This is a genomic window from Acinetobacter sp. YH12120, from assembly GCF_013418795.1.
GTDB lineage: Bacteria > Pseudomonadota > Gammaproteobacteria > Pseudomonadales > Moraxellaceae > Acinetobacter > Acinetobacter towneri.
In genome coordinates this window covers 25,267-49,031 of the sequence record NZ_VPBI01000012.1, presented here as the reverse complement: position 1 = coordinate 49,031, position 23,765 = coordinate 25,267, and the positions used below count along the sequence as shown (strand labels likewise).

The 23,765-nt window shown below is 38.3% G+C and carries 22 protein-coding genes, 1 tRNA gene, 1 pseudogene and 1 other annotated feature; of the genes and pseudogenes, 6 read left to right on the top strand and 18 right to left on the bottom strand.

The features are described 5' to 3' along the window. Nucleotides 1–4: 4 nt before the first annotated feature. Nucleotides 5–613: an SPOR domain-containing protein gene (locus FTU58_RS09180; RefSeq protein ID WP_004970222.1), complete on the top strand. Its 609-nt coding sequence runs from the start codon at nt 5–7 to the stop codon at nt 611–613. Between the two features lie 95 nt (nt 614–708). On the opposite strand, the gene FTU58_RS09175 is transcribed toward FTU58_RS09180, so the two are convergent. From FTU58_RS09175 to FTU58_RS09165, 3 genes are all read right to left on the bottom strand, one after another. Further along, nucleotides 709–1,362, bottom strand: a complete 654-nt coding sequence (locus tag FTU58_RS09175; protein WP_004970224.1) for a glutathione S-transferase family protein — start codon at nt 1,360–1,362, stop codon at nt 709–711. A gap of 123 nt (nt 1,363–1,485) precedes the next feature. After that, the gene (locus FTU58_RS09170) at nt 1,486–1,884 is read right to left on the bottom strand and encodes an OsmC family protein (protein ID WP_004970227.1); all 399 of its coding nucleotides are present in this window, start codon (nt 1,882–1,884) and stop codon (nt 1,486–1,488) included. Between the two features lie 32 nt (nt 1,885–1,916). Then, nucleotides 1,917–2,864 (bottom strand): pirin family protein, encoded by a 948-nt coding sequence (locus tag FTU58_RS09165; protein ID WP_180062371.1) that lies wholly within the window; start codon nt 2,862–2,864, stop codon nt 1,917–1,919. Between the two features lie 246 nt (nt 2,865–3,110). Here FTU58_RS09165 and FTU58_RS09160 point away from each other — a divergent pair, with 246 nt between their 5' ends. Next, nucleotides 3,111–4,403 carry a GGDEF domain-containing protein gene (locus FTU58_RS09160; protein ID WP_180062370.1) on the top strand — a complete coding sequence of 431 codons (1,293 nt, stop codon included), beginning with the start codon at nt 3,111–3,113 and terminating at the stop codon, nt 4,401–4,403. 232 nt (nt 4,404–4,635) lie between these two features. Here FTU58_RS09160 and guaA read toward each other — a convergent pair whose 3' ends face one another. The 4 genes from guaA to FTU58_RS09140 all read right to left on the bottom strand — a co-directional run bounded on the left by guaA (nt 4,636) and on the right by FTU58_RS09140 (nt 7,711). Then, nucleotides 4,636–6,204: a glutamine-hydrolyzing GMP synthase gene (gene guaA, locus FTU58_RS09155; RefSeq protein ID WP_180062369.1), complete on the bottom strand. Its 1,569-nt coding sequence runs from the start codon at nt 6,202–6,204 to the stop codon at nt 4,636–4,638. Nucleotides 6,205–6,428: 224 nt separating this feature from the next. Further along, nucleotides 6,429–6,593, bottom strand: a complete 165-nt coding sequence (locus FTU58_RS09150) for a hypothetical protein (protein WP_373886009.1) — start codon at nt 6,591–6,593, stop codon at nt 6,429–6,431. A gap of 19 nt (nt 6,594–6,612) precedes the next feature. After that, entirely contained in the window at nt 6,613–7,359 is a 747-nt protein-coding gene (locus FTU58_RS09145; RefSeq protein WP_180061032.1) for an IS5-like element ISAba31 family transposase, read from the bottom strand. A 67-nt stretch (nt 7,360–7,426) separates the two neighbouring features. Then, complete coding sequence (locus tag FTU58_RS09140; protein ID WP_180062368.1) at nt 7,427–7,711, bottom strand: DoxX family protein; 285 nt, start codon at nt 7,709–7,711, stop codon at nt 7,427–7,429. A gap of 231 nt (nt 7,712–7,942) precedes the next feature. On the opposite strand from FTU58_RS09140, the gene FTU58_RS09135 reads away from it, so the two are divergent. Then, nucleotides 7,943–8,578, top strand: a complete 636-nt coding sequence (locus tag FTU58_RS09135) for a DedA family protein (protein ID WP_180062367.1) — start codon at nt 7,943–7,945, stop codon at nt 8,576–8,578. Between the two features lie 96 nt (nt 8,579–8,674). On the opposite strand, the gene FTU58_RS09130 is transcribed toward FTU58_RS09135, so the two are convergent. The 5 genes from FTU58_RS09130 to FTU58_RS09110 all read right to left on the bottom strand — a co-directional run bounded on the left by FTU58_RS09130 (nt 8,675) and on the right by FTU58_RS09110 (nt 11,661). Then, complete coding sequence (locus FTU58_RS09130) at nt 8,675–9,265, bottom strand: LysE family translocator (RefSeq protein ID WP_131261281.1); 591 nt, start codon at nt 9,263–9,265, stop codon at nt 8,675–8,677. 241 nt (nt 9,266–9,506) lie between these two features. After that, nucleotides 9,507–9,902: a hypothetical protein gene (locus tag FTU58_RS09125; RefSeq protein WP_180062366.1), complete on the bottom strand. Its 396-nt coding sequence runs from the start codon at nt 9,900–9,902 to the stop codon at nt 9,507–9,509. Nucleotides 9,903–9,917: 15 nt separating this feature from the next. After that, on the bottom strand, nt 9,918–10,754 hold the full coding sequence (locus tag FTU58_RS09120) for a ParA family protein (RefSeq protein ID WP_180062365.1): 837 nt from the start codon (nt 10,752–10,754) through the stop codon (nt 9,918–9,920). 189 nt (nt 10,755–10,943) lie between these two features. Then, on the bottom strand, nt 10,944–11,336 hold the full coding sequence (locus tag FTU58_RS09115) for a SirB2 family protein (RefSeq protein ID WP_004970245.1): 393 nt from the start codon (nt 11,334–11,336) through the stop codon (nt 10,944–10,946). A gap of 13 nt (nt 11,337–11,349) precedes the next feature. Then, nucleotides 11,350–11,661: a BolA family transcriptional regulator gene (locus FTU58_RS09110; protein WP_179996443.1), complete on the bottom strand. Its 312-nt coding sequence runs from the start codon at nt 11,659–11,661 to the stop codon at nt 11,350–11,352. Between the two features lie 233 nt (nt 11,662–11,894). Between FTU58_RS09110 and FTU58_RS09105 the strand changes: the two genes are divergently transcribed. Next, nucleotides 11,895–11,970, top strand: a tRNA-Gly gene (locus tag FTU58_RS09105). A gap of 341 nt (nt 11,971–12,311) precedes the next feature. On the opposite strand, the pseudogene FTU58_RS09100 reads toward FTU58_RS09105, so the two are convergent. The 3 genes and pseudogenes from FTU58_RS09100 to FTU58_RS09090 all read right to left on the bottom strand — a co-directional run bounded on the left by FTU58_RS09100 (nt 12,312) and on the right by FTU58_RS09090 (nt 17,016). Next, nucleotides 12,312–13,546, bottom strand: a pseudogene (locus FTU58_RS09100) (IS3 family transposase). After that, nucleotides 13,158–13,274 (bottom strand) — a sequence feature (AL1L pseudoknot). (Overlaps the previous pseudogene by 117 nt.) A gap of 216 nt (nt 13,547–13,762) precedes the next feature. After that, nucleotides 13,763–15,022, bottom strand: coding sequence for a capsule biosynthesis protein (locus FTU58_RS09095; protein ID WP_180062364.1), 1,260 nt, complete (start codon nt 15,020–15,022; stop codon nt 13,763–13,765). Beyond that, nucleotides 15,007–17,016, bottom strand: a complete 2,010-nt coding sequence (locus FTU58_RS09090; RefSeq protein WP_180062363.1) for a capsular polysaccharide biosynthesis protein — start codon at nt 17,014–17,016, stop codon at nt 15,007–15,009. The genes FTU58_RS09095 and FTU58_RS09090 overlap by 16 nt, the downstream gene beginning before the upstream one ends. A gap of 95 nt (nt 17,017–17,111) precedes the next feature. Here FTU58_RS09090 and FTU58_RS09085 point away from each other — a divergent pair, with 95 nt between their 5' ends. After that, complete coding sequence (locus FTU58_RS09085) at nt 17,112–18,110, top strand: glycosyltransferase (RefSeq protein ID WP_180062362.1); 999 nt, start codon at nt 17,112–17,114, stop codon at nt 18,108–18,110. A gap of 8 nt (nt 18,111–18,118) precedes the next feature. Then, complete coding sequence (locus tag FTU58_RS09080) at nt 18,119–19,069, top strand: galactosyltransferase-related protein (RefSeq protein ID WP_373886008.1); 951 nt, start codon at nt 18,119–18,121, stop codon at nt 19,067–19,069. Between the two features lie 21 nt (nt 19,070–19,090). Here FTU58_RS09080 and FTU58_RS09075 read toward each other — a convergent pair whose 3' ends face one another. From FTU58_RS09075 to FTU58_RS09065, 3 genes are all read right to left on the bottom strand, one after another. Then, nucleotides 19,091–20,695, bottom strand: coding sequence for a hypothetical protein (locus FTU58_RS09075; RefSeq protein WP_180062361.1), 1,605 nt, complete (start codon nt 20,693–20,695; stop codon nt 19,091–19,093). A gap of 164 nt (nt 20,696–20,859) precedes the next feature. Next, nucleotides 20,860–21,717 carry a glycosyltransferase gene (locus FTU58_RS09070; protein WP_180062360.1) on the bottom strand — a complete coding sequence of 286 codons (858 nt, stop codon included), beginning with the start codon at nt 21,715–21,717 and terminating at the stop codon, nt 20,860–20,862. A gap of 62 nt (nt 21,718–21,779) precedes the next feature. Further along, nucleotides 21,780–23,741, bottom strand: coding sequence for a heparinase II/III family protein (locus FTU58_RS09065; protein WP_180062359.1), 1,962 nt, complete (start codon nt 23,739–23,741; stop codon nt 21,780–21,782). Nucleotides 23,742–23,765 lie beyond the last annotated feature (24 nt).

Genomic DNA, 23,765 nt, shown 5'->3' with positions numbered 1-23,765 from the left:
CCACGTGTTTGGAAAAACGCAACGCGGTGTATCTGAACGACCGAATAAGCCCAAAAAACCACTAATTCCAACGTGGTTAGGCACACTCGTGGTGATTTTAATCGTGTTGTGTTTTGCTGTAGCCTTAATGCTATGGAAACCGTGGGCACCTGTACAGCCTAAAGGGCAAATCAATTCTGAGCATTATCAGGAAGATACCAACAAAGACTATCGTTTTTATGATTTGCTGCCACAGCAACAGGTTACCCCAATTCCTGAGCAAGCGGTGCCTGAAACACAGCAACAGAATACCGTAGTCATTGTTGAAGCGCCTGCTGCTGTAGAGGCGCCAGCGGCCAGCGAAGCCAATGTTGGTCTGACAGAAATGCCTGCCCCTGTGGTACAAGCCAGCTATATTCTACAAGTGCGTAGCTATACCGACCCAGATGCTGCAGATGCACGTCGTGCCGAAATTATTTTGAATGGTTTATCGGCAGATGTAGTGAAAAGTGTAGAAGGTGGTGAAACTTGGTATCGGGTGATTTCAGGCCCTTATGATTCAGCCGATGCTGCAGTGATTGCTCAGCAAACTTTGCAGCATAGTGGAATTGATTCAATTGTCGTGAAACGCTAAGCCTCATTGTTATCAATCGACCAAAATCAATTAAAAAAAGATGCCTCGGCATCTTTTTTTAGGTCTATAGAACGATGTACTCACAAAAATCATCGCTAGATTTGCATTAACTGCTGCTCACGTTCGCGTGCACGCTGAAATGCAGGACGCTGTTCCACGCGTGCCAAATAAGCCGCAATCTGTGGATAATGATGCCCGGTACGGCTTTGCAATGCTTGGAGCGGGAAACCCATTTGAATATCGGCAAAAGAAAAATCCCCTGCAAAATAATCATGTTTGCCCAAATAATCTTCTAAATAAGCAATATGATCTTTTAAACGAGGCTGAATAAACCCTGCTTTAACACCTGCAGTAATTTTTTGCGCCATTGGTCGAACTAACCATGGCACATGCTGCGGCACATTGGTCATCACCAATTGCATCACTAACAATGGCATTAGCGAGCCTTCGGCATAATGCATCCAGTATTGATATGCTTGCTGTGCTGAAGCCTGCTGCGGTTTAAACTGCCTTTGCGTATCATAATGCTGCTGCAAGTACTCCAAAATGACTGCAGATTCTGCAATGGTCTGCTCTGCATCCGTCAAAATTGGTGCTTTACCCAATGGGTGAATCAGCTTCAATTCATTGGGCGCACTTAAATTGGGCTGACGGTGGTAAAACTTGATTTCATAGTCCAAACCCAGCTCTTCGAGCGCCCACAAAATGCGGAAAGAGCGGGATTGATCAAGGTGGTGTAAAGTAATCATAAACGTCCTATTTTGTTTTTATTACATCTGTTTTAAGTGATTGTTATATCTTCTGTTTCACGCAACATTATAAAAAGGCATGTCCTGCATACCTTTTTATAAGAGACGGATTCAACTCTAGGTTTAACCCAATTCAGTACGAATTTCCACACTGCGTAACAAGGTTTTCGTCACAGGTGTTTTTTGACAGATATTCAGTACTTTTTGCTGTAATTCTGCATCTAACGCTGCTTCAGTTTGCACACGGCGTTCAATCCACTCCTGCCCTTCCTGATTGGTAAAGAAGTCCGCCTCGACCTGAATTTTGCCAAAATCCAAACCCTTATGCTGTGCATACATACGCAAGGTAATCATGGTGCAAGCGACCAAACTGCTACATAACAGATCATAAGGTGCAGGACCTGCATCTTGACCACCTAACTTTTCAGGCTCATCTACCTTCCATTGGTGCTGACCACTTTGGATCTGACCTTGCCATGCCGTGTCTAAACTGCGTACCTGTGCTGTGCCAATCTTGGCCATAAGATGCTCCCTATAGATTGATATTCCATCATTTATTTTGATGCACGCATTTTTGCGGGGAAAGTCGGCGCTTCTAAACGTGGTCCATCGTAGTCTGGTATTGTGCCAAAACGAGGATCATGATTGACCCATTGCTCACGTGCAATGCTGAGTTCCTCTTGGGTACGACCGACGAGATTCCACCACAACAAAATTGGCGACTCAAAAGGTAAACCGCCCAATAGCAACAGACGCGCACCCGCATGTAAATCTAGCTGAATTTCGGTTAAGCCCAGTTCAAGCACCAGCATATTTTCAGCGTTTAATTCATGCCCATGCACAGTGGCTGTGCCTTCCAGCATCATCAAACCATATTCAAATTTAGGATTCAGCGGCAAACGGGTTGTCGTGCTGGTTTCACTATAAATATCTACCCCTAGCAACTCACTATGTACTAATACTGGTGAAGTGGTATTTAAAAATTCACCAACTAAGATGGTAAGTTCCACTCCATCTAGCAAAACCACAGGCAAGTCAGGGTAATGATCAAAACGTGGCGCCATATTGCGCTGATCATCAGGTAAAGCAATCCACAGTTGCGCTGTATGCATGTGTGTTTCGGTGTCGGGAGCAACTTCGGTATGTGAAATACCATAACCCGCGGTCATTAAATTAACCTGTTTGGGACGAATCAATTGCTTAGTACCCAAACTGTCGGTATGCATAATGCTGCCTTCAATCATCCAGGTGAATGTTTGCAAACCTATATGCGGATGCGGACCAACATCTAAGCCTTCACCTTGTGGAAAATTAACAGGGCCTGCGTGATCTAGAAAACACCATGCCCCAATCATGCGTTTATGCCGACTCGGTAAAGCACGTTTAATTAAAGTTCCCTGCCCAATTTCAGCACTACGCAGTGGAAATTCCTGTATAAATTGCTTGACGTACTTATCACAATCGTCTGAATTGGAAAGCTCGGTATAATTGCTGTTGCTCATCCTATACCTCTTATATTTCTGTAAACTCCTTGACTATTAAATATGCTAAATCACTAACGAAGAGCAAGATGAAATTTGTTGTTCTGATTTTTATGGTCCAAACTTGAACTACACCTTAAAATATATGGCATAATTTTGACCAAAATTTAAAAAAAATAGAGAAAATACCCAAATTTAGGGAGGTTATTTTTTCTGCATTTTGCGCATAATCCTAACTATAAGTTGTCAATTTGAGTAAATATCGCTATGTCTGTAAAAGCTCGAATGGGGGAACAGACCCGTTCGAAGATTTTAAGCAATCAGGAAGCCTCAGAAAAACTTTTAAAAACAACTGAGTGTGATCTTGAAAACCGACAAGCAATTGAAAAAGCATTGCAGCACCCTGCTGCGCAACTTCCACCACAATTTGAAACACATTTTTATCAACACCAAAATTTACATCAGCGTCGTTATTTACGCCAAGTCAATTACATTGGGCAAATGACGTTCCTGCTGTATTTCTTTATCGATTATTTCATCATTCCAGATGTCACTACGCTCTCGGCCACACTCCGTCTCAGTGCTGTTGTATTGGCGCTGATTGGCAATTATTTCTGCTTTAAATTGATCAAAGATATTCGCCTGCTGGATTTAATTTTACCGGTCAGCGCCACACTGTGCTGCGGTATTTGGTTCTATATCCTGTCGCAATCACAAAGCCCTTGGATTTCCACTTATGTGTATGCCTCGGTCATTTTTGTACTCATGGCCAATCTGTGTATTCAAGTGCGTTTCCGCCCTGCGGTCTATAATTCATTGGTCATGAGCGTACTCATGTTTTTTGGGGTGATTTCCCTCACCAACTTGCAGGATGCCTTAGTTTTTATGGTGGTGTATATCCCTGTATGTTTGTTGAGTTTGTATATCAGCTGGATCAATACCCTAAATGCCCGCCATCACTTTTTACGCAGTTTGCTGGATGACTGGAATTTTCATACCTTGCAAGCCTTGGCCCATACCGATGAACTGACCCAACTCAATAACCGACGTCAGTTTGTACACATGGCAGAACACAAAATTCATGCATGGCCTAAATCTGAATCGGTCTGCTTGTTGATGTTTGATGTCGACTTTTTTAAACAAATTAACGATACCTATGGGCACGATATTGGAGATCGAGTCTTACAAAATATTGCAGACATTGCCCGTAAAGAAATGCGCCGCAAGGATATTTTGGCACGCTTTGGCGGTGAAGAGTTTATCGCTCTGCTTAGTGAAACCAGCTTAGATGAAGCATTGATGATTTCGGAGCGCTTAAGACAAAAAATTGCTCAGCATGAAATGTGCATTGATAAAAAATGTTTTAATTTCACTGTTTCTATTGGCGTATCGAGTTTAAAACCACAACAAACTGACTTACAGCTGTTGATTAAAGAAGCCGACCTCGCACTTTACCAAGCCAAACAAAGCGGACGTAACTGCGTGATCAGTTATGATGTGGGAATGTCTGAGCCACCCGAACCGATTTTAAAAAAAGAAGTTAAATCTTGGATGATCTAAAGATATAAAAAAATGAGCACATTACGTGCTCATTTTTTGGGTTTTTGGCTAGAGTATGTTTAAAAAACCCTAGCTGCTGCGCGCATCTTGCGCCCATTTTAAATAGCGGTGTTTTAAAATAGGCTCATGGCGTAAAACTGGCAAGCAGCAGTGCTGCTTGAAACCCCGACTGCCGCGCGCATAGCGCTTGGCGTAATTCAGGCACGAAGCAGTGCTTCGTGAAATCCCTGAATTACTCCCATTCAATTGTTGCAGGTGGTTTAGATGATACGTCATAAACCACACGTGAAACGTCTGCAATTTCATTCATGATGCGCGTTGAAATACGGTCAACCAAATCATACGGCAAGTGTGCGAAACGTGCAGTCATAAAGTCCACTGTTTCTACAGCACGAAGTGCAATTACCCATGCATAACGACGACCATCGCCGACGACACCAACAGATTTCACAGGCTGGAATACCGCAAACGCTTGTGCTGTTTTGTCATACCAACCACTTGCACGCAGTTCCTGCATGAAAATGTCATCGGCTAAACGTAAAATGTCTGCATATTCTTTTTTCACTTCACCCAAAATACGCACGCCCAAACCTGGACCTGGGAATGGATGACGGTAAATCATGCTGTGTGGCAAGCCTAGAGTCGTGCCGAGTTTACGCACTTCATCTTTAAATAAATCACGTAAAGGTTCAACCAATTCAAAGGCTAAATCTTCTGGTAAACCACCCACGTTGTGGTGTGATTTAATCACATGCGCTTTGCCTTGTTTGCTGGCTGCAGATTCAATCACGTCTGGGTAAATCGTACCTTGTGCCAAGAATTTCACGCCATCCAGCTTACGTGCTTCTTCGGCAAAAACTTCAATAAATTCACGACCAATGATTTTACGTTTTTTCTCTGGATCAACTTCGCCAGCCAATGCACCCAAGAAACGCTGTTCAGCGTCGGCACGAATCACGCGAATACCCATGTTTTCTGCAAACATTTGCATTACTTGATCGCCTTCGTTCAAGCGCAACAAACCATTGTCTACAAATACACACGTTAATTGATCGCCAATGGCTTTATGCAACAATGCCGCAACCACAGAAGAATCCACACCGCCCGACAAACCAAGCAATACTTTTTCATCGCCAATTTGCTGACGTAATTGCTCTACGCGCAGGTCGATGATGTGTTCTGGTGTCCATAAACCGCGACATCCACAAATTTGATGGACGAAGTTAGACAATAACTCTGCACCTTTTGCAGTGTGTGTCACTTCTGGGTGGAACTGAATCCCATAGAAACGGCGTGTTTCATCAGAAATCATCGCCACAGGGCAGCTTGGTGTGCTAGCCGTAATTTGGAAGCCTTCTGGAATGCGTGCCACTTTATCGCCATGGCTCATCCAAACGTGCAATTGGTTTTCACGGTCTTGCAAGTTACCAATCAGTTTGTCACGTACCAAAATATCGACTTCGGCATAACCGAATTCATGTACTGAACCCGCTTCAACTTTACCGCCCAGTTGTTCTGACATGGTTTGTAAACCATAGCAGATACCCAGTACAGGTACGCCTAAGTTAAATACAATTTCAGGTGCGCGTGGACTACCCGCTTGGTGAACACTTTCAGGTCCACCCGATAAGATAATACCGTTTGGATTAAATGCACGAATGTCTTCTTCCGACATATCGTAGGCATACATTTCAGAATATACGCCCGCTTCACGAACACGACGTGCGATCAGCTGGCTATATTGCGAACCGAAATCCAGAATCAGGATACGATCTTCAGTAATTTGAGTATTGGTAGTCATGACAAACAACTATAGAAAGGCAAACGAATTAAGCGCGCTATTCTAGCATTTTTCCACGCCTTGCGCACACTATTCAGACAATCCTAAAAATGGCTATTTTTCTTCGTGATATTGCAGTGACCACATACTCTAAGTTTTAAAAGACTATGCATTTTCTATGGCATAAAAAAAGCAACCTTCTTGAAGATTGCTTAAATTGTTGAGCTGATGTGGAAATCAATGACTTACTTTTTTGCTTCCAAAAGATGGTCTAGACTTATTTTGCCTGCACCGTAAAGCATGATGTAGAAGAAACCGCCAGCCAAACCAATATTTTTCATAAAATTCAGCGCATCTTCTGGTGCAGCATGGAATAAAAATGCAGTTAAAAGACTAGGGTCTGTTGACACTTACTGTTCATAATTAACCCTATAACGGTAGCCATAAAAATATACAGGCTAAGGCAACAGAACTTTGATAATTTCTTTTGAGCTTGTCATATCGGGTAGCTATTCCTCTAAATTGCTTTAATCTACAAAACATATTTTCAACTAAATGCCTGATTTTATATAAATACCAGTCCATATGGTCATTGTTCGATTGGCTATTCGTTTTCTTTGGTATATTCGCTTTAGTCCCTGTTTTCCTGATCTGTTCACGCAGTGGTTCTGAATCATAGCCTTTATCTGCACATACCACGTTTGTCTCTTTTAAATCTAATGTTGATATTAAATCAGGTGCAACTTTAACATCATGTGTGGTTCCATCGGTAATCATGAAATCAATAGGATTGCCATGTGCATCAACAATCAAATGTATTTTTGAGGAGTTTCCTCCTGCACTTTTAGAAATAGATTGATTCGCTATGCCGGCAGAATGTTGATGAGCACGTACATGAGAGCCATCAATAAAAATCCACTCCATATCGGGGCATGAGGCTAGTAATTTGAATAATCTAAGTAACTTACCGCTGCTTGACCAACGATTAAAACGTTTGAAAATAGAGTTTGAATGACCAAAACAAGAAGGAATATCTCGCCACGGACAACCTGTCCTAATTCTATAGAGAATAGCTTCAATAAAATTGCGTAAATTTGAGTTGTGGTGAATGGATAAATTACGCAGAATAACTTTCAACTTTTGCCAGTGTTGATCTGTCAGCATGGTACGAGGCATAGCGAATAGTAAAATTGGGTTTGGCGATTTGATTTTACTACTTCGCTATTTTTTTAAGCTAAAAGTGTCAACACACCCTAAAAACACCTAAACCCAAACCCACGACACGTGCTTGTAAACCGAATAGAATTGCCAAACCACCACCAAGTTCTAGCAAAATCACCAAAGGTAGCAATGAACCTGAAACACCCATAGCTTGCATATAGCCCACTGTTGCATCATAGCCTGCAATTTTTCCCCAACCAGATACAATAAATAAATACGCTAAAAAAGCACGTGCAAATAAACTTACAATGGCTTGCACACTTGCTTTTTCGACCACACTTTTTAACACAACATTTGGATTAAACATCAGATCACCTATATTTTTGATTCATTCTTGAAGACAAATACATCTTAGTTTTTTCAAAATTCAGGATAAATACGCATTTAAAAGACATGTTGTTGCATCTATGCAACGAAAAAGAACCGATGTGGCTGGTCTAGCATCCCTAAAATCACTGTGAAAATTATTTACCTTTTCATACTGACTTTCCGCCTGTGGACTGCTAGGATTTGAGCACACTTTCGCTTGTTTTTTCCCATGGAACTGATTGATTTTATATTACACGTCGATGAACATTTGCTCGAATTCATCACCCAATATGGGGTATGGATTTACGCTATTTTATTCCTGATTATTTTTGTAGAAACGGGCTTGGTGGTCATGCCGTTTTTACCTGGCGATAGTTTACTGTTTGCAGCAGGCGCACTGGCTGCATCGACAGGGATAATGGATCCGTGGATTTTGGGTATTTTATTGTTTACTGCTGCGGTACTCGGTGACACCCTGAATTACCACATTGGTAAATATATTGGTCCACGGGTTTTTGAACTGGAATCACGTTTTATCAATAAAAAACATTTGATCGAAACCCAGAAGTTTTTTGAGCGACACGGCGGAAAAACCATTATTTTTGCGCGTTTTGTGCCTTTTGCGCGTACCTTTGCGCCCTTTGTGGCGGGTGCAGGCAGCATGAATTATAAATACTTCCTAACCTATAACGTAATTGGCGCTTTTTGCTGGATCGCGTCGTTTATTACACTTGGTTATTTATTTGGCAATATGCCAATTGTGAAAGACAATTTCACCCATTTAATTTTCGGCATTATTATTTTAAGTGTCTTGCCTGGAGTGATTGGTTTTATTCGCCAAAAACTCAAGAAAAAACCTGCTTAAGTTGTGTAATTCTTTGGGCATGCCTGTTACAGCGCTGCCCTCATACATTCAAAACAGGTGAGATGATTGCTCAACTCACCAAAAATCTCTAAATCTTTAGAAAAAACGTGCTACCACTGGCAGCATACACACCACCAACAGCAAAGCCGAGCCTTTATATAACAAATCTGCCGTCACTTTATTGGTTTCTCGCGCCAAAACTGCTCGCCCAAAAGACATCCAAAATAACGCTGTTGGCAATAAAATCAGACCAAATAAGACATAGACCATGGCAAAGTTGGTCGGGTTATCCCATGTTTCTGTAGGCAAAATACCTGCCGCAAATAACAAGGCTTTCGGGTTTTTAAAAGTCGAAAAAAATAATTGTGCAGGGCGAATGGCAGAGTGCTTTTGACAATGTTGTTCTAAATGTGACTGCTTCCATAAATGAAAAGCCATCCAAAATACATAGCCCGCACTTAAAACATGCAGAATATCAATCAAATAAGGCCAAATTGGCGCACTCAAATGAATGAATAACGCCCACAGACTAATGGCATACATATAACCAAAAAACTCTGCGGGAATCAGCAGACTGGTTTTGGCAATGCCTTGTTGGTGGGCTGAGCTTGCCAATAGCGCATTGGTCGGGCCAGGAATCATCAAGACCGCAATCATTGCTAGGACAAAGAGCCAACTTTCAATCATAAACACCAGAGCATGCAAATCAAAAATAGGAGCACACCTTATATGAAAGCCATTGAAAATGACAAGTTTTTCTATCTGGCAGGACTGACCCAAGGGTATAAATAGAACAGAAAATAAAATTAAGTTTTTGTTTTTAAAATATTAGATTGAAATCAATCTTGAATTATCTTGCTACATTTTTTAAGCAATGGTGCTGCAAAAATGACAGCACCACGGACGAAATATTCGTAAACCCTAAAATTTAAGATGTTGCGGGTTTGAGTTTGACAATAATCGGGCAAGCTTTAAATTTTGCTGCTTGCACAATGGCTTCTTGCTCACCTAAAAGACGTGCCAATTCTGTTCTTTTGGTATTGGATGACTGTCCCATATTGACAGAAACACTCGGTGCAACGCCCCAACCGCCACGGCTGCCCCAACCACCGCCTAAACCGATACCCACACCAACACCTGTACGTTTCGGTGCTTCAACACCGCTTTCAATATATTGTTGAATGCGGTTATATTCACTTTGTAATTGCTGGCAATTCAAGGCCTGATAATGCGTAGGTGACACATAAGTCGGCTTGACTGTAGTCGCACACGCACCTAACAACACACTACTGACCGCCAAAAAACCGATTGCAAATGTTTTCATGTTCACCTCTGTGTATCACACTTGCTCAATTTCATTGAACAACGATTGATAGGCCTGCGTCAATTTATGATCTGTTGCCAAATGAATTAATGGCAAATTTTTATGATGCGATTCTTTCATCAGCACTGAAGGCGGCAACATGCTGTTCAAGACAGGCAAGCCCTCATCTTTGAGTTGCTGAACCACTTCACGCGGCAACTTGGCCTGCGCCTGAAACTGATTCACCACAATCCCTTCAATTTCCAGATGCGGATTATGATCATCTTGGGTTTCCAAAACATTTTCAATCAAGCTTTGTAAGGCACGTTTAGAAAATACATCACAGTCAAAAGGAATGAGCACCCGATCTGCAGCAATTAATGCCGACAAGGTAAAGAAGTTAAATGCAGGCGGGGTATCAATAAACACGCGGTCATATTGATCGGACAATTGTTGCAAGGCATCGCGCAGTTTGTAAATTTTATGTTTCGATTCAAGTGCGTGTGCCAAACCGCCCAATTGCGGACTCGCAGGGATCACATCCAAATTTTTAAATGGCGATTGATGCACATAGGCTTCTAAACCTTTGCTGCGGTTTTTTAAAATTGAGCCTAAAGCATTGCCCAATAAGCCTTTGGATTGATTTGCACCCAACACTTCTTCAAAGTAATTTTCGATGTTGGGTTCAAGCGCAGGCTTGTCGGCAGAATAAGTGGCATCATCACCCAATAAATATTGGCTGGAGTTGGCTTGCGGGTCGAGGTCAATCACCAATGTTTTTAAACCCTGATGCGCACTGATTGCAGCCAAATTGACGGTAATACTGGATTTTCCAACACCACCTTTCTGATTAAACACCACACGTGTGCGCATTGCCGCCCCTCTTTTCAATTTTTGTTGTGACATCATTTCAGTTTAACTGAGCTGTAAATATTCTTGCCGAATTATGTCTAACAATTCGCCAGTGCTCAAATATGTAGCCAATCTTTTGCCGATATTTACATATATTCAATGCCCGTGAGTTTGCAGCCACGAGCAACATCTACAATAAGACCTGCTGACTTAGCCGAAGCTTGGCTTTAACATCACCAAACCTAAAATGGCAAAAAATGCGACTAAAGCTAAGCCCCAACCGACACGGCGTTGAATCAACAAAATACTGTCATCTTTTTTATACGCTTTGATTAAAGATGACAGCATCACCAAAAATAAAATAATTTTGGCATAAAACCATGTTTCGACTTGAAAGTCTTTTAAAAACAAAGCAATGACACCTGTCACTACAATCAACGTCAGTGCTGAATGTTGCAATGCCACAAAGACTGTCCACGCTTTAGGATTAGGCGAGTTATTTTGTGTGCCCTTAAACAAAGTCATGGCACGTACAAACAGCACCAAAAATAATAAAGCCGCTGCAGCAACGTGAATGGTATTCAGCATTCCTAAATTTTCCATTTATTTCATTCCATTACGATGTTTTTGGTGCGTGGGCGCATTCTGGGCTGCTGGTGTCTTGTCCCTGCCATTCAGATGCAACAAAGGCATGAATCGCCAATGCATGAATTTTATTTGGCGCAAGTAAGTCACCTACAGCAGCATAAATTTTTTGATGGCGTTGTACAGCGCGTAGCCCCTGAAAATCTTCACTCACCATCACCACTTTAAAATGCGACTCTTTACCCGGGAAATAACCGCCATGTCCTGCAGATTCATTCACTACCTCTAAATGGCTTGGATTGAAAACGGCTAAGCGTTCTAGCAACTGTTGTTCTAAGCTCATGCTTGTATTTCCCCGAATGGTTTTAAAAGCTCTCTGAAGTATAACGTGTTCTGTGTGATTCGCAGCATCTTGCCGTGAGGATTCTTCGATTTACGATTCGCACCACTTTTCGTTATGAAATTTAGGCTGATGACTGCTGTTTTTTCTAAAAATGTTGTTTATTTATTCAGTCAGTACAACGATATGCAAAAAATGATTGACCCTATTTTTGCATCATGTATTATACACCGCATGCGGGAATAGCTCAGTTGGTAGAGCACAACCTTGCCAAGGTTGGGGTCGCGAGTTCGAGTCTCGTTTCCCGCTCCAGATTCTAAAAGCCTCAGTTGAATGACTGGGGCTTTTTTATTGTTGTTTTATTCAATATTTTTCTTCATAAGAGATCTTTATTCTAAAAAAAGTAAGTTTACAAAAGTGCTATATCAAAATTGGTGACCAAATGGTGACCAAATGGTGCCTTCAATAAATCAAAAAGATAAGAACCCCTTTCTAAAACTGCCTAAAAAAATATTCCACCGAAAATCTCTATGTCATTAGACTTCTATTATTTTCAATTCAATATTTTTCAAGATCGATTAGGATCGTGACCAAATTTGATCACACAATAAAACTGAACCGTACCGGGTTTGTCGGAGACTTTTTTATTTAAGTTAGGCCACCTGACCTAACGGATTAATCTTATCATAGTACATTGCTTCAAACTCAAAAGGCGATACATAACCCAGTGCACTGTGTACACGCTTTTTATTTGAACCAATCTACCCAGTTTAGTGTCGCAAGTTGTACATCTGCTAAACCTTGCCAATCTGCTTTTAGATATTCAATCACCTCTGTTTTGTATAAGCCATTCACCGTTTCAGCCAAAGCATTATCGTATGAATCACCAGTTGTACCGACTGATGCTCGTAAATTTGCAGCTTCTAAACGATTGGTATAGCGAATCGAAAGATATTGAACACCTCTATCTGAATGATGAATCACATTCTTAGGCATACCTCGATCGTGCAATGCTTGCTCCAATGCATCGAGCACCATATCTGTATTCATCCGTGTAGATACTTTCCATCCAACAATTGCTCGTGAAAATACAGCAATAATAAAGGCGGTATAGACCCACCAGCCTGAATGAGTTTGAATATACGTAAAGTCACCCACCTGAGAAGCACTGCTTCGCAAGGGGCAGGATGATCAGCATTAAAATTACGTTTCACTAAATCATCTGCCCGTTTTTGGTCATCTCGGCTGCGGGTAGTTTGTTTGTTCTTACCACGCCAAACACCTTGTATACCTAGCTTTTGCATCAATCGAACCACAGTACAACGTGCAATCACATAGCCTTCACGTTTTAATTGTTGCCAGACTTTACGCACACCATATCGACCTGAACTTTCTTTCCAAATTCGTTTAATTTGTTCAGCATGATGTAAATCATGCAGAGCACGTTTCGCTCGATGTTCTGGGTTATCAACGAGATCTAAAGCCCGATAATAGGTCGAAGCCGCGATCGGTAAAATTCTACAAATCGCATCAACACCATATAAGTCTTTATTGTTATGGATGAAATCCACCATTATTTGTGTGGGCGGTCGAGCTCCGCCTGGGCGAAAAAAGCGGCTGCTTTACGTAGAATTTCATTGGCACGTTTTAATTCTTTAATTTCACGTTCCATTTGCTTCATTTTTTCTTGGTCAGATACCTGTTGTAGTTTGGCGGGATTTTGTTCTAAGTATTTTTGATACCAAACACGTAGTGTTTCAGGAGTACAGCCAATTTTAGGAGCAATTGCGGAAACTGCTGCCCAATTCGATGGATAATCTTTTTCAGATTCAATTAGTAATTGAACCGCTCTTTCTCTGATTTCAGGGGTATATTTTAATTTTGTCATCGGGATAGTCTCTCAGAATATTGACTCTCCGACAAACCCGGTACGGTTCAATAGCAGCTTTTAATCTGAGTTTCTTTTACATTAATCATAGTTTTGTATAGTGGTGTTAAAATGAGCAGCATACATTTTGAAACACCACCAAAAATCACTATCAAAACGGATAACTTTCTCTTTATCAAGAGGAATGTATGATCCAGTGTGAACTAATACAATTAATCAGATAGAAACAGGATTATTGGCTTGTTGCATTTCAACATCTACCTCGATATGTGATAAATCATAATCACCCATCCAAGGAGAATCACCATAAAAAGCCCCATTCAATTGGGAATAATTAATTAGCTCTTCACGGAAATAGTTGAAATACACCTGATCGACCTTGCCTGGATTTCTCCAGAATTTAGCCAATGGACGTTGGTTGGTCAATTTAGGTAAATTATAAAGTGCATACCCCAATACCTTGACAGGAATATGGTGATATAAAGCCTGAATGCCTGTCGTACTGTTTACTGTAACAAAACCCAGACTATTTTTTAATAATGTAGGCAAATGAATATCACAAAAATAGTGAACACGCCCTTCAACATCGTGAGACTTTGCTAGCTTACGAATATAAGAGGCATAATTACGATAGCCACGATCCATCGGATGATGTTTGAGCACCAAATGATGATATGGATCTGCATGTTGTGCAAAGTCCTGAATGACCATTTCAATATACTTTTTCATGCACTTTAAATCAGAATGGGTTCGAATCTGAAAGTCATTATGTACTTGTAGTGCAAAAACAAAATAACGTTTTTTATAAGCCTGCATAAATACATTAAAGCGTTTTTCTTCTACGAAAGAATTTTTAATCCGTCGCACACCCGACCAGACCCAATAATAAATTTCTGACCAGATACTCATCTGCCGATGATGTTTATAATGCGGGTATTTCCAAGAGAAAAGCAGCATAAATATATAATAGACCATAACACTGATCAGCATTGAACGATAACTATTATTGACTTCAGATACTTTTTTCACTTGGGTATTTTTAGGTTTTTTTGTTTTTAATTTTAAATGCGATAAGAAGTTGGAAAAGAAATTTACCCCATCTTCCTCAAACGTAATATAGTTCGGCCGAATATAGCCTTCTTCAAAAGCAAAAAAGTTAATTCGATGCTTTAAGGCAACTTTTTTTGCAGCTTGATGATACTTGCGGCAGTCTCCAAAACAGACCACTGCATCAATCTCTTGAGACAAAAGCAAGTTTTCAATCCAAGCCGAAAAATCGGCATACGTGCCGGTAAAATCAAAGTTGTATTCAAAAGAACGCGAAAAAAATTGATCTCCACCGTTCAAATTCACTTTCAAGCATTGAATGTCATGATCTTTGAGCCAGGCAGAAAAACGATTAAAAAAGTTTCCCATCGGCCCCTGTAATAACAGAACCCGTTCAGAAAGCAATAAACGATTCACATGAACTGACATAAAGAAATTAACCTATTTTTTAACTTGTTATATAAATATAATAATACACGCTTATACTTATGATCATGAGCTACCGGTTGATCTAATTGACTTTTGATATAAGCGATCACATCCTCGGGGCGAACCAGTGGAATACCCGACGCCTGAGTATGTGGTAAATTATATGTTGGATATTCTACAAGAGTTACATATAACAAAGTTTCCAATGTCACATTTTTATTATTGCGTCTTTGTGAGGTATACAAGTCTTGTGTCAAGCCCCAACCTGCATAAAATGGTAAACCATAACAATAAACTTTTAAGCCTCGAATCAAAGCCTCAAATCCACTAAGTGAGGTTATGGTATGAACCTCATCACAAATTTCAAAACATTCTAAAATAGAGGTGTTCAATTCAATCTGGTTAGCATAGGTCAACATGTCTTGGTCGGGAATTTTCCCTACACGTAGCCCCGTTTGCACATCTGGATGTGGCTTATAAATAATATAACTGTCCGGATGATTTTCTCGCACTTGTTTCAGTAACTCCAGATTGGTCTTAATACCCATTCCGCCGAGCTGAATCGACATATCATCTTCAACCTGCCCCACCACCAATAAAACCCGCTGATGCTGAGGACGTTTTAATTGTCTTGCTTCGCCTACATTGTATTTTGAAATATTAAGATCTATCAACATTTTTTGCAAACGCTGTGCGCGCTGTATTTGCGAAGAATCCAATTCTATCTGATTAAGTAGCTGCTCAATACGCGATGACTGCGTGGCATCATAATAAATCCCGATATCATCAAAAACCAGAGAGCATGGACGAATCAGCTTCGCACCCAAGCCCACAGAACGAATAAAGCCATCTTCAACAGTCGTCACCTGTTTATAGTTCAAATCTTTTAACTGTTTGGCTTTCTTGCCCCATGCCAGAACATCAGCAGTTTTTTCAGGTTTGAAATAGCGTTGAAATTTCAGATTAAGCTTGGGAAAAGCAAAATAAGCAACGATAAACTTTTTCTTCCATGGGCTAAATCCATAAGCTGTATAGGATTCGGCTAGACGCTGTTGAAACCGGATATTGGGAATAAGCAGCTCTAGAATATCTTCCAGTTCACAACGCTGTCCGGTGACTGGATTTACATAGCGTGCATAGTGAAAATAGGCACAGGCAAATAAGTGTTGCAAGCTTTTTTGCCGGTTTCTGCGGCCATTCAGAATATCCAAAGGCGCATGAACATCATTGGTTAAACCCCAGCCTGCATACCACGGCACGCCGAAACAATGTACTTTTTTTCCACATAACAGTGCTTCAAAACCAAGCTGAGAACTCACCACATACACTTCGTCCATCTGCTGCAGCAGCTCGACAGGATTATAGTGCTCCGTGAGCAACCGGATATTTGGATGATTGAAATCCTCTGGTGTAAAATGAGCTTGAGCTTTCCCGGCCAGTACATCTGGATGGGTTTTTACCCATATAGTCGCGTCTGGGTGGTCAATACAGGCTTGTGCCAGCATGGTTTTAAAGGTTTCTGGCGTAGCACCTGCGTACTTGATGGATTGATCTCCAAAGGTTTGATCAACCACCAGAATATGTTTAGTTTTCTGGTTAAACTTTTCTGAATCTAGAGTTTGGAATTTTTGATTATATTTGGTGATTCCAAATTTTAAAATTTGGTCGATGGCATGCTGGGCACGAAGATTATCTTTAAGACTCTCATCTTTTAAAATGAGGTTTTCTAGATCTGAAGGCTGCAAGGCATCAAAATAAATACCGGTTTCATCAACAACAAGCGACAGAGGTGGATAACCATCTTTACCAAGACCTAGAGAACGGACAAAACCGTCCTCCAAGCATAGCGCTTTCAGACCTTTTTGTTTGGCTAAGGCTTGAGCTTTAAAGAAGCTTTTTTTACGACCCCATCCACAGCTAAAACTCTCATACCGAAAGTCAACTGGATATACTTGCATCAATTTTTCTAAATTTTTGGAGCCAAAATAACGCATAAGATAGATTTATAAGCTATAAATAAATATGAAACACATTGTAGAATACACCACCCAAATAACACATATAGCAACTTCAGGTAGTAGATCATTCTATGAAGAAATTACGTATACTCAGTATTCTAGATGATTTCACCTACAATACATTAAAACCAGAATCGGATATAGAGCTATTAAGTCAAAAGCCCTTTTGGTACCGTTTAAGCCAAAAAATTGACTTCTTACTTGTAGAATCGGCCTGGCGTGGAAACAATGATGTCTGGCGGCATAAAGTTGCTCATTATCCCAATCATCCCCAACGCAATAATAATGCTTTGAAAAAATTAGTTTATTGGTGTAAAGACCATAATATTCCAACTATTTTTTGGAACAAGGAAGACCCTTATCACTATGATCAGTTTATAGAGTCTGCCAAATTATTCGATTATATTTTCACTACCGATGCCATTAGTGTGCCACGTTATCAGGTCGATGCACCCAATAGTCAGGTTGCGGTTGCGCCGTTTTTTATTCAGCCGCAGATGCATTTTTCAACTTCAGAAGCCCCATTAAAACGCAGTGTGTTTATGGGCACTTATCAACGCAATATGCATGATCAGCGCACCCAATGGCAGGATGAAATTTTTTTAGCGGCCGCACCTTATGGTTTAGATCTGTTTAATCGGCATACCCACCCCACGATGGAATATCAGTTTCCCTATTATGATGGCGATGTGAATTATTATCCGCCAGTGCCTTATCCAGAAACAGCCGCGACCTATCGTCGTTATCAGCAAGTGTTAAATGTGAATACCATTACTGATTCTCCGACCATGTTTTCACGACGTTTGATTGAGGTGATGGCCTGCGGTCGTTTGGTGATTTCTAATCCAAGTCAGGCCATTGATCATTTATTTCAAGACATGTGTATTCAGGTGGATGATTTCGAAGCGGCACAAGCGCTGTTTTCTCAGTTACAGTCCGGTTATACTGCCGAGCAGCAAGAGATGGTCGCCTATGCCCATACCCATGTACAGCAGCATTATACTGCAAAGACCTGGCTGAAATCGATCTTACAAACCTGTAATATAGATCATCCTTATTTGGCAAGCTGAGATTAAACGTGCACACACCTGATTTATCGATTGTTATTCCGCTTGATTTCCATCGCCGTAGTTGGGATTTGTATCGTCGTGTTAAACGTTTTGTGCATATGTTTGCAGGTCAATCTGTGCAGCTCATTTTTGGTTGTAATGCAGCACCACAGTTCTGGGTCAAGTGTTTACAGCGTTTAATCGCCAAACATGCCAATATGCATGTATGTTTGGTCGATGCCGAAGCCAGTAGTTTATCCACACTTAGAAATGCCGCTATTGCTACTGTAAAAACAAAGTATGTAATGTTCTTGGACATTGATATTGTGCCTGATCTTAATTTAGTAGATTTAGCCTACCAACAGACTCTCAATCACCCTAAACAGATCTCGATGTTTCCATGTTTATATCTCTCTAAGCAAGGTAGCAAACTAATTTATAAGCAATCAGCTCAAGAATTTATCGAGCAATATTTTGATTTTCGCCGTGATTTAATTTTGCACCTCGCTTTTCCTTCTTCTATTGTTATTTCCGATACTACCAGTGTGCGTGAGATTGGGGGTTTTGATGAGCAGTTTGTTGGGCATGGCTATGAAGATTTTGATTTTATGTTACGATTATTTCATCATAAAGGTTTAATCGAATATTCCACCGATATTTTAGTCGATGAGCCGTATTTAGCACCATTAATGAGTGTGGGCTTACGTGCTGTTTTGGCCAAACCTTTTTTAGACAGTTTGATTCAGCCTATTTATTTTTTGCACAAGTTTCATCAGAAAGATAAAGAAGAAGGCTATTATAAAAAACGCGAATTAAATAAAAATTTATTTATGAATAAATATAAATTACTCATAGAAAAAGAAGTCAATTTTAAAAAGTTAACTTTATTAAATTCTTTTTTTAATCAAGTGATTGAAGAAAAAAATAGCCCAAAGTATGCAGTACTTTGGGCGGAGCTTAAGGGGCACTATCTTAGGTAATAAAAGAAAATCCAGTTTATGTTAAACACAAAGTGAACGTATTTCTGCTAAAGCCAAAAGATAACTCGCAGTTTTTAGATTTTTAGTAATATTTTTTTCAATACTAATATCATTCAACAAGTTATTTAATTCAAGCTTTGTAACAAAGCCCATTTCTAAAAGGAGATGACGCCATTTATTTAATTCTGAACATAAAATTTCATTAGAAGAAACATGATTCACAGCTTCTTCTTTACTGCTATCCAAGCCTGATGCATATACATTAATATTATGTTTTTCAACAGGTATTTTTTTATTATAAAAGACAGAACTTTCAATCTGACTTCTTGAGAAATTTCTGTTTTTGTCATCAAAGTCAAATGTGGGAAGTTTTTGATCACACAAAAGCATCAAATCGCTATAAACTCTAGTATTAAAATCATTTTCTGAAAGTAAATTTTTTAAAGCATACAACTCCATCGATGCAAGTGGTGTGATTAAATTAGAATATAAACTTCTAAACTGGTTTCTACCAAAATGATAGCGCGATCTATAATAATTATAATAATTATGATTAAGTTTATCGTGCTTATCAAAACCAGCTTCTTTTGCTCCTTTGATAAACTCCCGTTTAAAACTTTCAATCAACTCTGATGAAAATTTATCTTTTATTTTGTTCGCTAATCGATTAGCGATTTGAGCTGACGAAGAGTCACCAACAGTTCCTCTTAGACCACCTCCACCAGCGCCATGCATTTGTATATTAGATGTTTGAACATAGTCATTAACTGAAAAATATATTGGAAAATAAATACCCAAATTCCCATATTTCCATAACTCGAATGCTGTCTCAGTAGAATACGCTACTTTATGTTTAAATGAACTAGTGTTTAAGTTAAATCCATAATAATTGGACAATTCTTTAGCAACCACAAAGTCATCTTGCAACAACCGATTACTTCTCATATTGATTCTGGATAAATCAACACCTGAAGAATACAGTAGACCAAAAATAGTTCTGGAATCATAACCGCCAGTTATGTCACAACTAAAGTTATCTGAAAATCTATTATATAAAGCATCTAACCTGCTTGCCCATTTATTTCTATAAAAAACCATTTGATCAAAATAACTAGTTACGTTTTTCTGATTTTTTCTTTTAATATGAAAAACGTTATCTATAATATTTATGTACTCATCCATTTTCAAAAGTTTAATTTCTTTAACCAGTGTAGAGTGCGAAATTAACTGTTCGGTTGTACTATGAAATGCAGAAAACCCTAGTACTGTACTAAAATTAAAATTAAGTACTACTCTTTTTCTATGTAAAAATTCTGCTAAGTAAAGAAATGAGTTAGAAATTGCCCATTCCTGACCATTACTGTAATAGAAAATCAAACCTTGACCACAATCATCTGTACAGGCAATCCAATTATCTTGTTGCTCATCAGTTGAGTAAACAGCAGTAAAGCGACCTTCCGATAAACTTAAATCACGATTATCTTTCAAATATTCAATAAATGAGGTTTCACCTATAATGATATCACTTCCAACATAGGCTACTCCATTGAAGTGAACATTTGAAGCTTTTTTGTTCGAATAAGAATGGAAACAAAAGACTCCCGATGCTTGTAAAGACGCTTTCATCTGAATTTTTCTTAAACAAAAAGTCAGAATCAAATATAGCATACTCCCAAAAAGAAACAACGACATTAAAAATATAATAATCAATAGATCAAGCATCAATAAAAAATAGAGACCACGATATAGCCTCTATCAGACAAAGTATGCAATTAATCTCAAATAAAAACTTAACGATAATTATTAATTTTCATCAAATTATAGATAAAATCATCACCAAAGCTCTCTTTAATTACTTCATCACTAAGTTTATTAGAATTCAAAAGACGGGTAACACTTGCATCATAATTACTCAAATTTTTTGTATCTTGATTTGGATGCTTTGACCAAAAGTAAGACACCTGCCTTGAGTCTAAAATAGTAGGCAAATATTTATCAGATTTAGAATGAGAACCCATTTTTGGAAAAACTATATTATTTGTTTGACTCCTATACATTCCAACACGCATCAATCCAATATTTACTTTAGGATAATAACTTTCAGTTATATTCTTAATCTTATAATCACCATCAAATATACCAACTACCCCCAACCCTAAAGAGATAGCAAATCCATAAAATCTATTGTTTAAATATTTACTCATGATCTTGAAATAATTCAGTGATACACAGTCATCATCATCAAGAGTAAACATACCGATTGCCTGATCTTGATCAGAAAAATCTTCCTTAAAAAAATCTAAAGCAATTTGATGCGGCAGTAAAACGTTCTCACAACCATAAACTGGATGTATGTTTAGTTTAACAAAATGATATTCTTGCTCTATTTCTTGCAAAATTTGCATGTATTTTCTAGGTAGATTGCTAGAACATTCTATTATATGAAGAAACTTATAACCTTGCGTGGATTTCTCCAACAATGGCAAGGTAACTTCTTTTAAAAATGCGATTCTAAAATTCAGTCTTTTTTCATCATACAATTTTTGTATATATTTTTTAATAGATTCTTCATCTTTAGCATTTTTAGTTAAAATCCATGCATTAGAATCAGGTCTAAATAAACTAAAACGCGTAACAGCAATAAACACAAACAACCTCCATAAATCACACCCAAGAAATAAAAAATACAGCTATATTATCAAAATTCAAATTAAACAAAATAAATCTTAACTAAAATATTTAAAACATTCATCTTTTTACTATTACTTGTTACCTCCAATATTTTTGTTGGTATCAATTTTCCAGTCTGTTCAGACAACCAACCTTTCTCTGAACCACTACTAGCCTCATAAACACTTAAATTTAAACTTTCTTCACACTCAAACTCTAAAATCATTTTTTTATGTAGACCTACAACTGTGACAATGCCTCCTTCAATGAAAACAGACATAGAGAAAGGGAAGAAAAATCTAGATGTGGCGGAAAAGTTTTTGTTTAATGTATTTTTACACCTATCTTTTAACAAAATGGCACCATTATTTACTTCAATTTCACGGCTTACTTTAAACCCATCATACATGTCAGTCATCCCTACAACATGGAATTTATCAATGGATTTTTTTGCCAAATCCATTAATTCAACTTTATGAGGTTTCCTATAATTCCTATTTGCCGCTACATTATTTGGACTTAATAAATTGTGTGACAAATGAGACCTAATATAGCGGCGATTTATATCATTTTCTTTATACTTGTAAATTCCACCATCAACTAACCAATCCTGACCATAAGCATATAAAGTTATCGATAAATCATCATCATGACGATGGTAATTACTGCTATAACAAGCTTTAAAACTTAAATATATAGCTTTTCCAAACTCATCAGCAGACCATGTACTTCTATAAAATGCATAGCCTGACTCCTCTAAGATCAACACCTTATTAGTTGGTTCAACTCCAAATTTACCCTGGGTAATATTGTACTTAAACTCTTGATAATTTATAGGCTTATAATTATTAAAAATATCAACAACTTTATACTTAGATGTATCTCCTATCTGTGGTAAAAATCCATTCGGTTTTGTTACAAAAGTTAATACTTTGACGGCTTTTTCTAAAAGAGTTTTAAGGTTTTTTAGCCTTTCACCATTATCTTCCTGAAAACTGTCTGTCATTTCCATTATCATTAAACATTGCTTAATACCAAAATTCAAATAAGCAGGACTATTTTCTTTATGCCCCCCATCACTTCCAAAAGCAAAATTAATTTCCCTCACAATTCTCTCTAATGCCAATTCTTTTACGATTTTCATATTTGGAATTACATGCTCAAATTCCAATGATGCATAATAAAGAAACAAAGATTGATCAAATCCATGGTTAGTAAATTTAGAATAGAAATCCTCATTCATTAATATATCTATATGCTGCTTTACAACCTCCTGTAAAAACAAGTAATTATCATCATTAAATGAAATCACGTTATATTTACAAAAAACACAGAAACTCAAAACTATATTTTTCAGTCTTAAACTAGTCCCGTGATCATGCCATACCATACGATCATTTTCACCCTCCTTACTTACACTATAGTCCTTCCATAGCTTTATAAAATTCAATAAATTCAACAACAACTCATTATTTTGATTTTTTTTACTTTCAAAATAACCTATCACATATGGTACAAATGCCAATTGTTGAATTTTCCATCGCCATGTATTACTTAAAAATGGATCCATACTAAAAATATTGTCAATCAATTTTACTTTTTCAAAATTACTGAATTTAATTAATTTATTCTCACAAAAGTCTTGACCAGCTTCCAAATTCAATTTAGAGCTCATCTGCTTACAACACAATTTAAAATATTCAGACTCTATAAATAAAAACCCTAACTTTATTACTTTACTGACTCTTGTTCCTTTAATTTTATCTTTAACATATATCTTTATTTTAAGATTTATACTCTTCCGCAAGGATAAATCGAATTCTTTACTTCTACTATAATTAACTTTCTTAATCAATATATCATTTGCAATAAAGCAACAAGCATAATATAAATTATTGTTATTTTTGTTTTCAACATTAACAGAAATTTGATTACCTATACGATTAACTTCCACCTTTAATAAAACATTAATCTCTGAAAAATAAAGATCTTTAGTCAACATAAATTATAATTTCCAAACTTAATA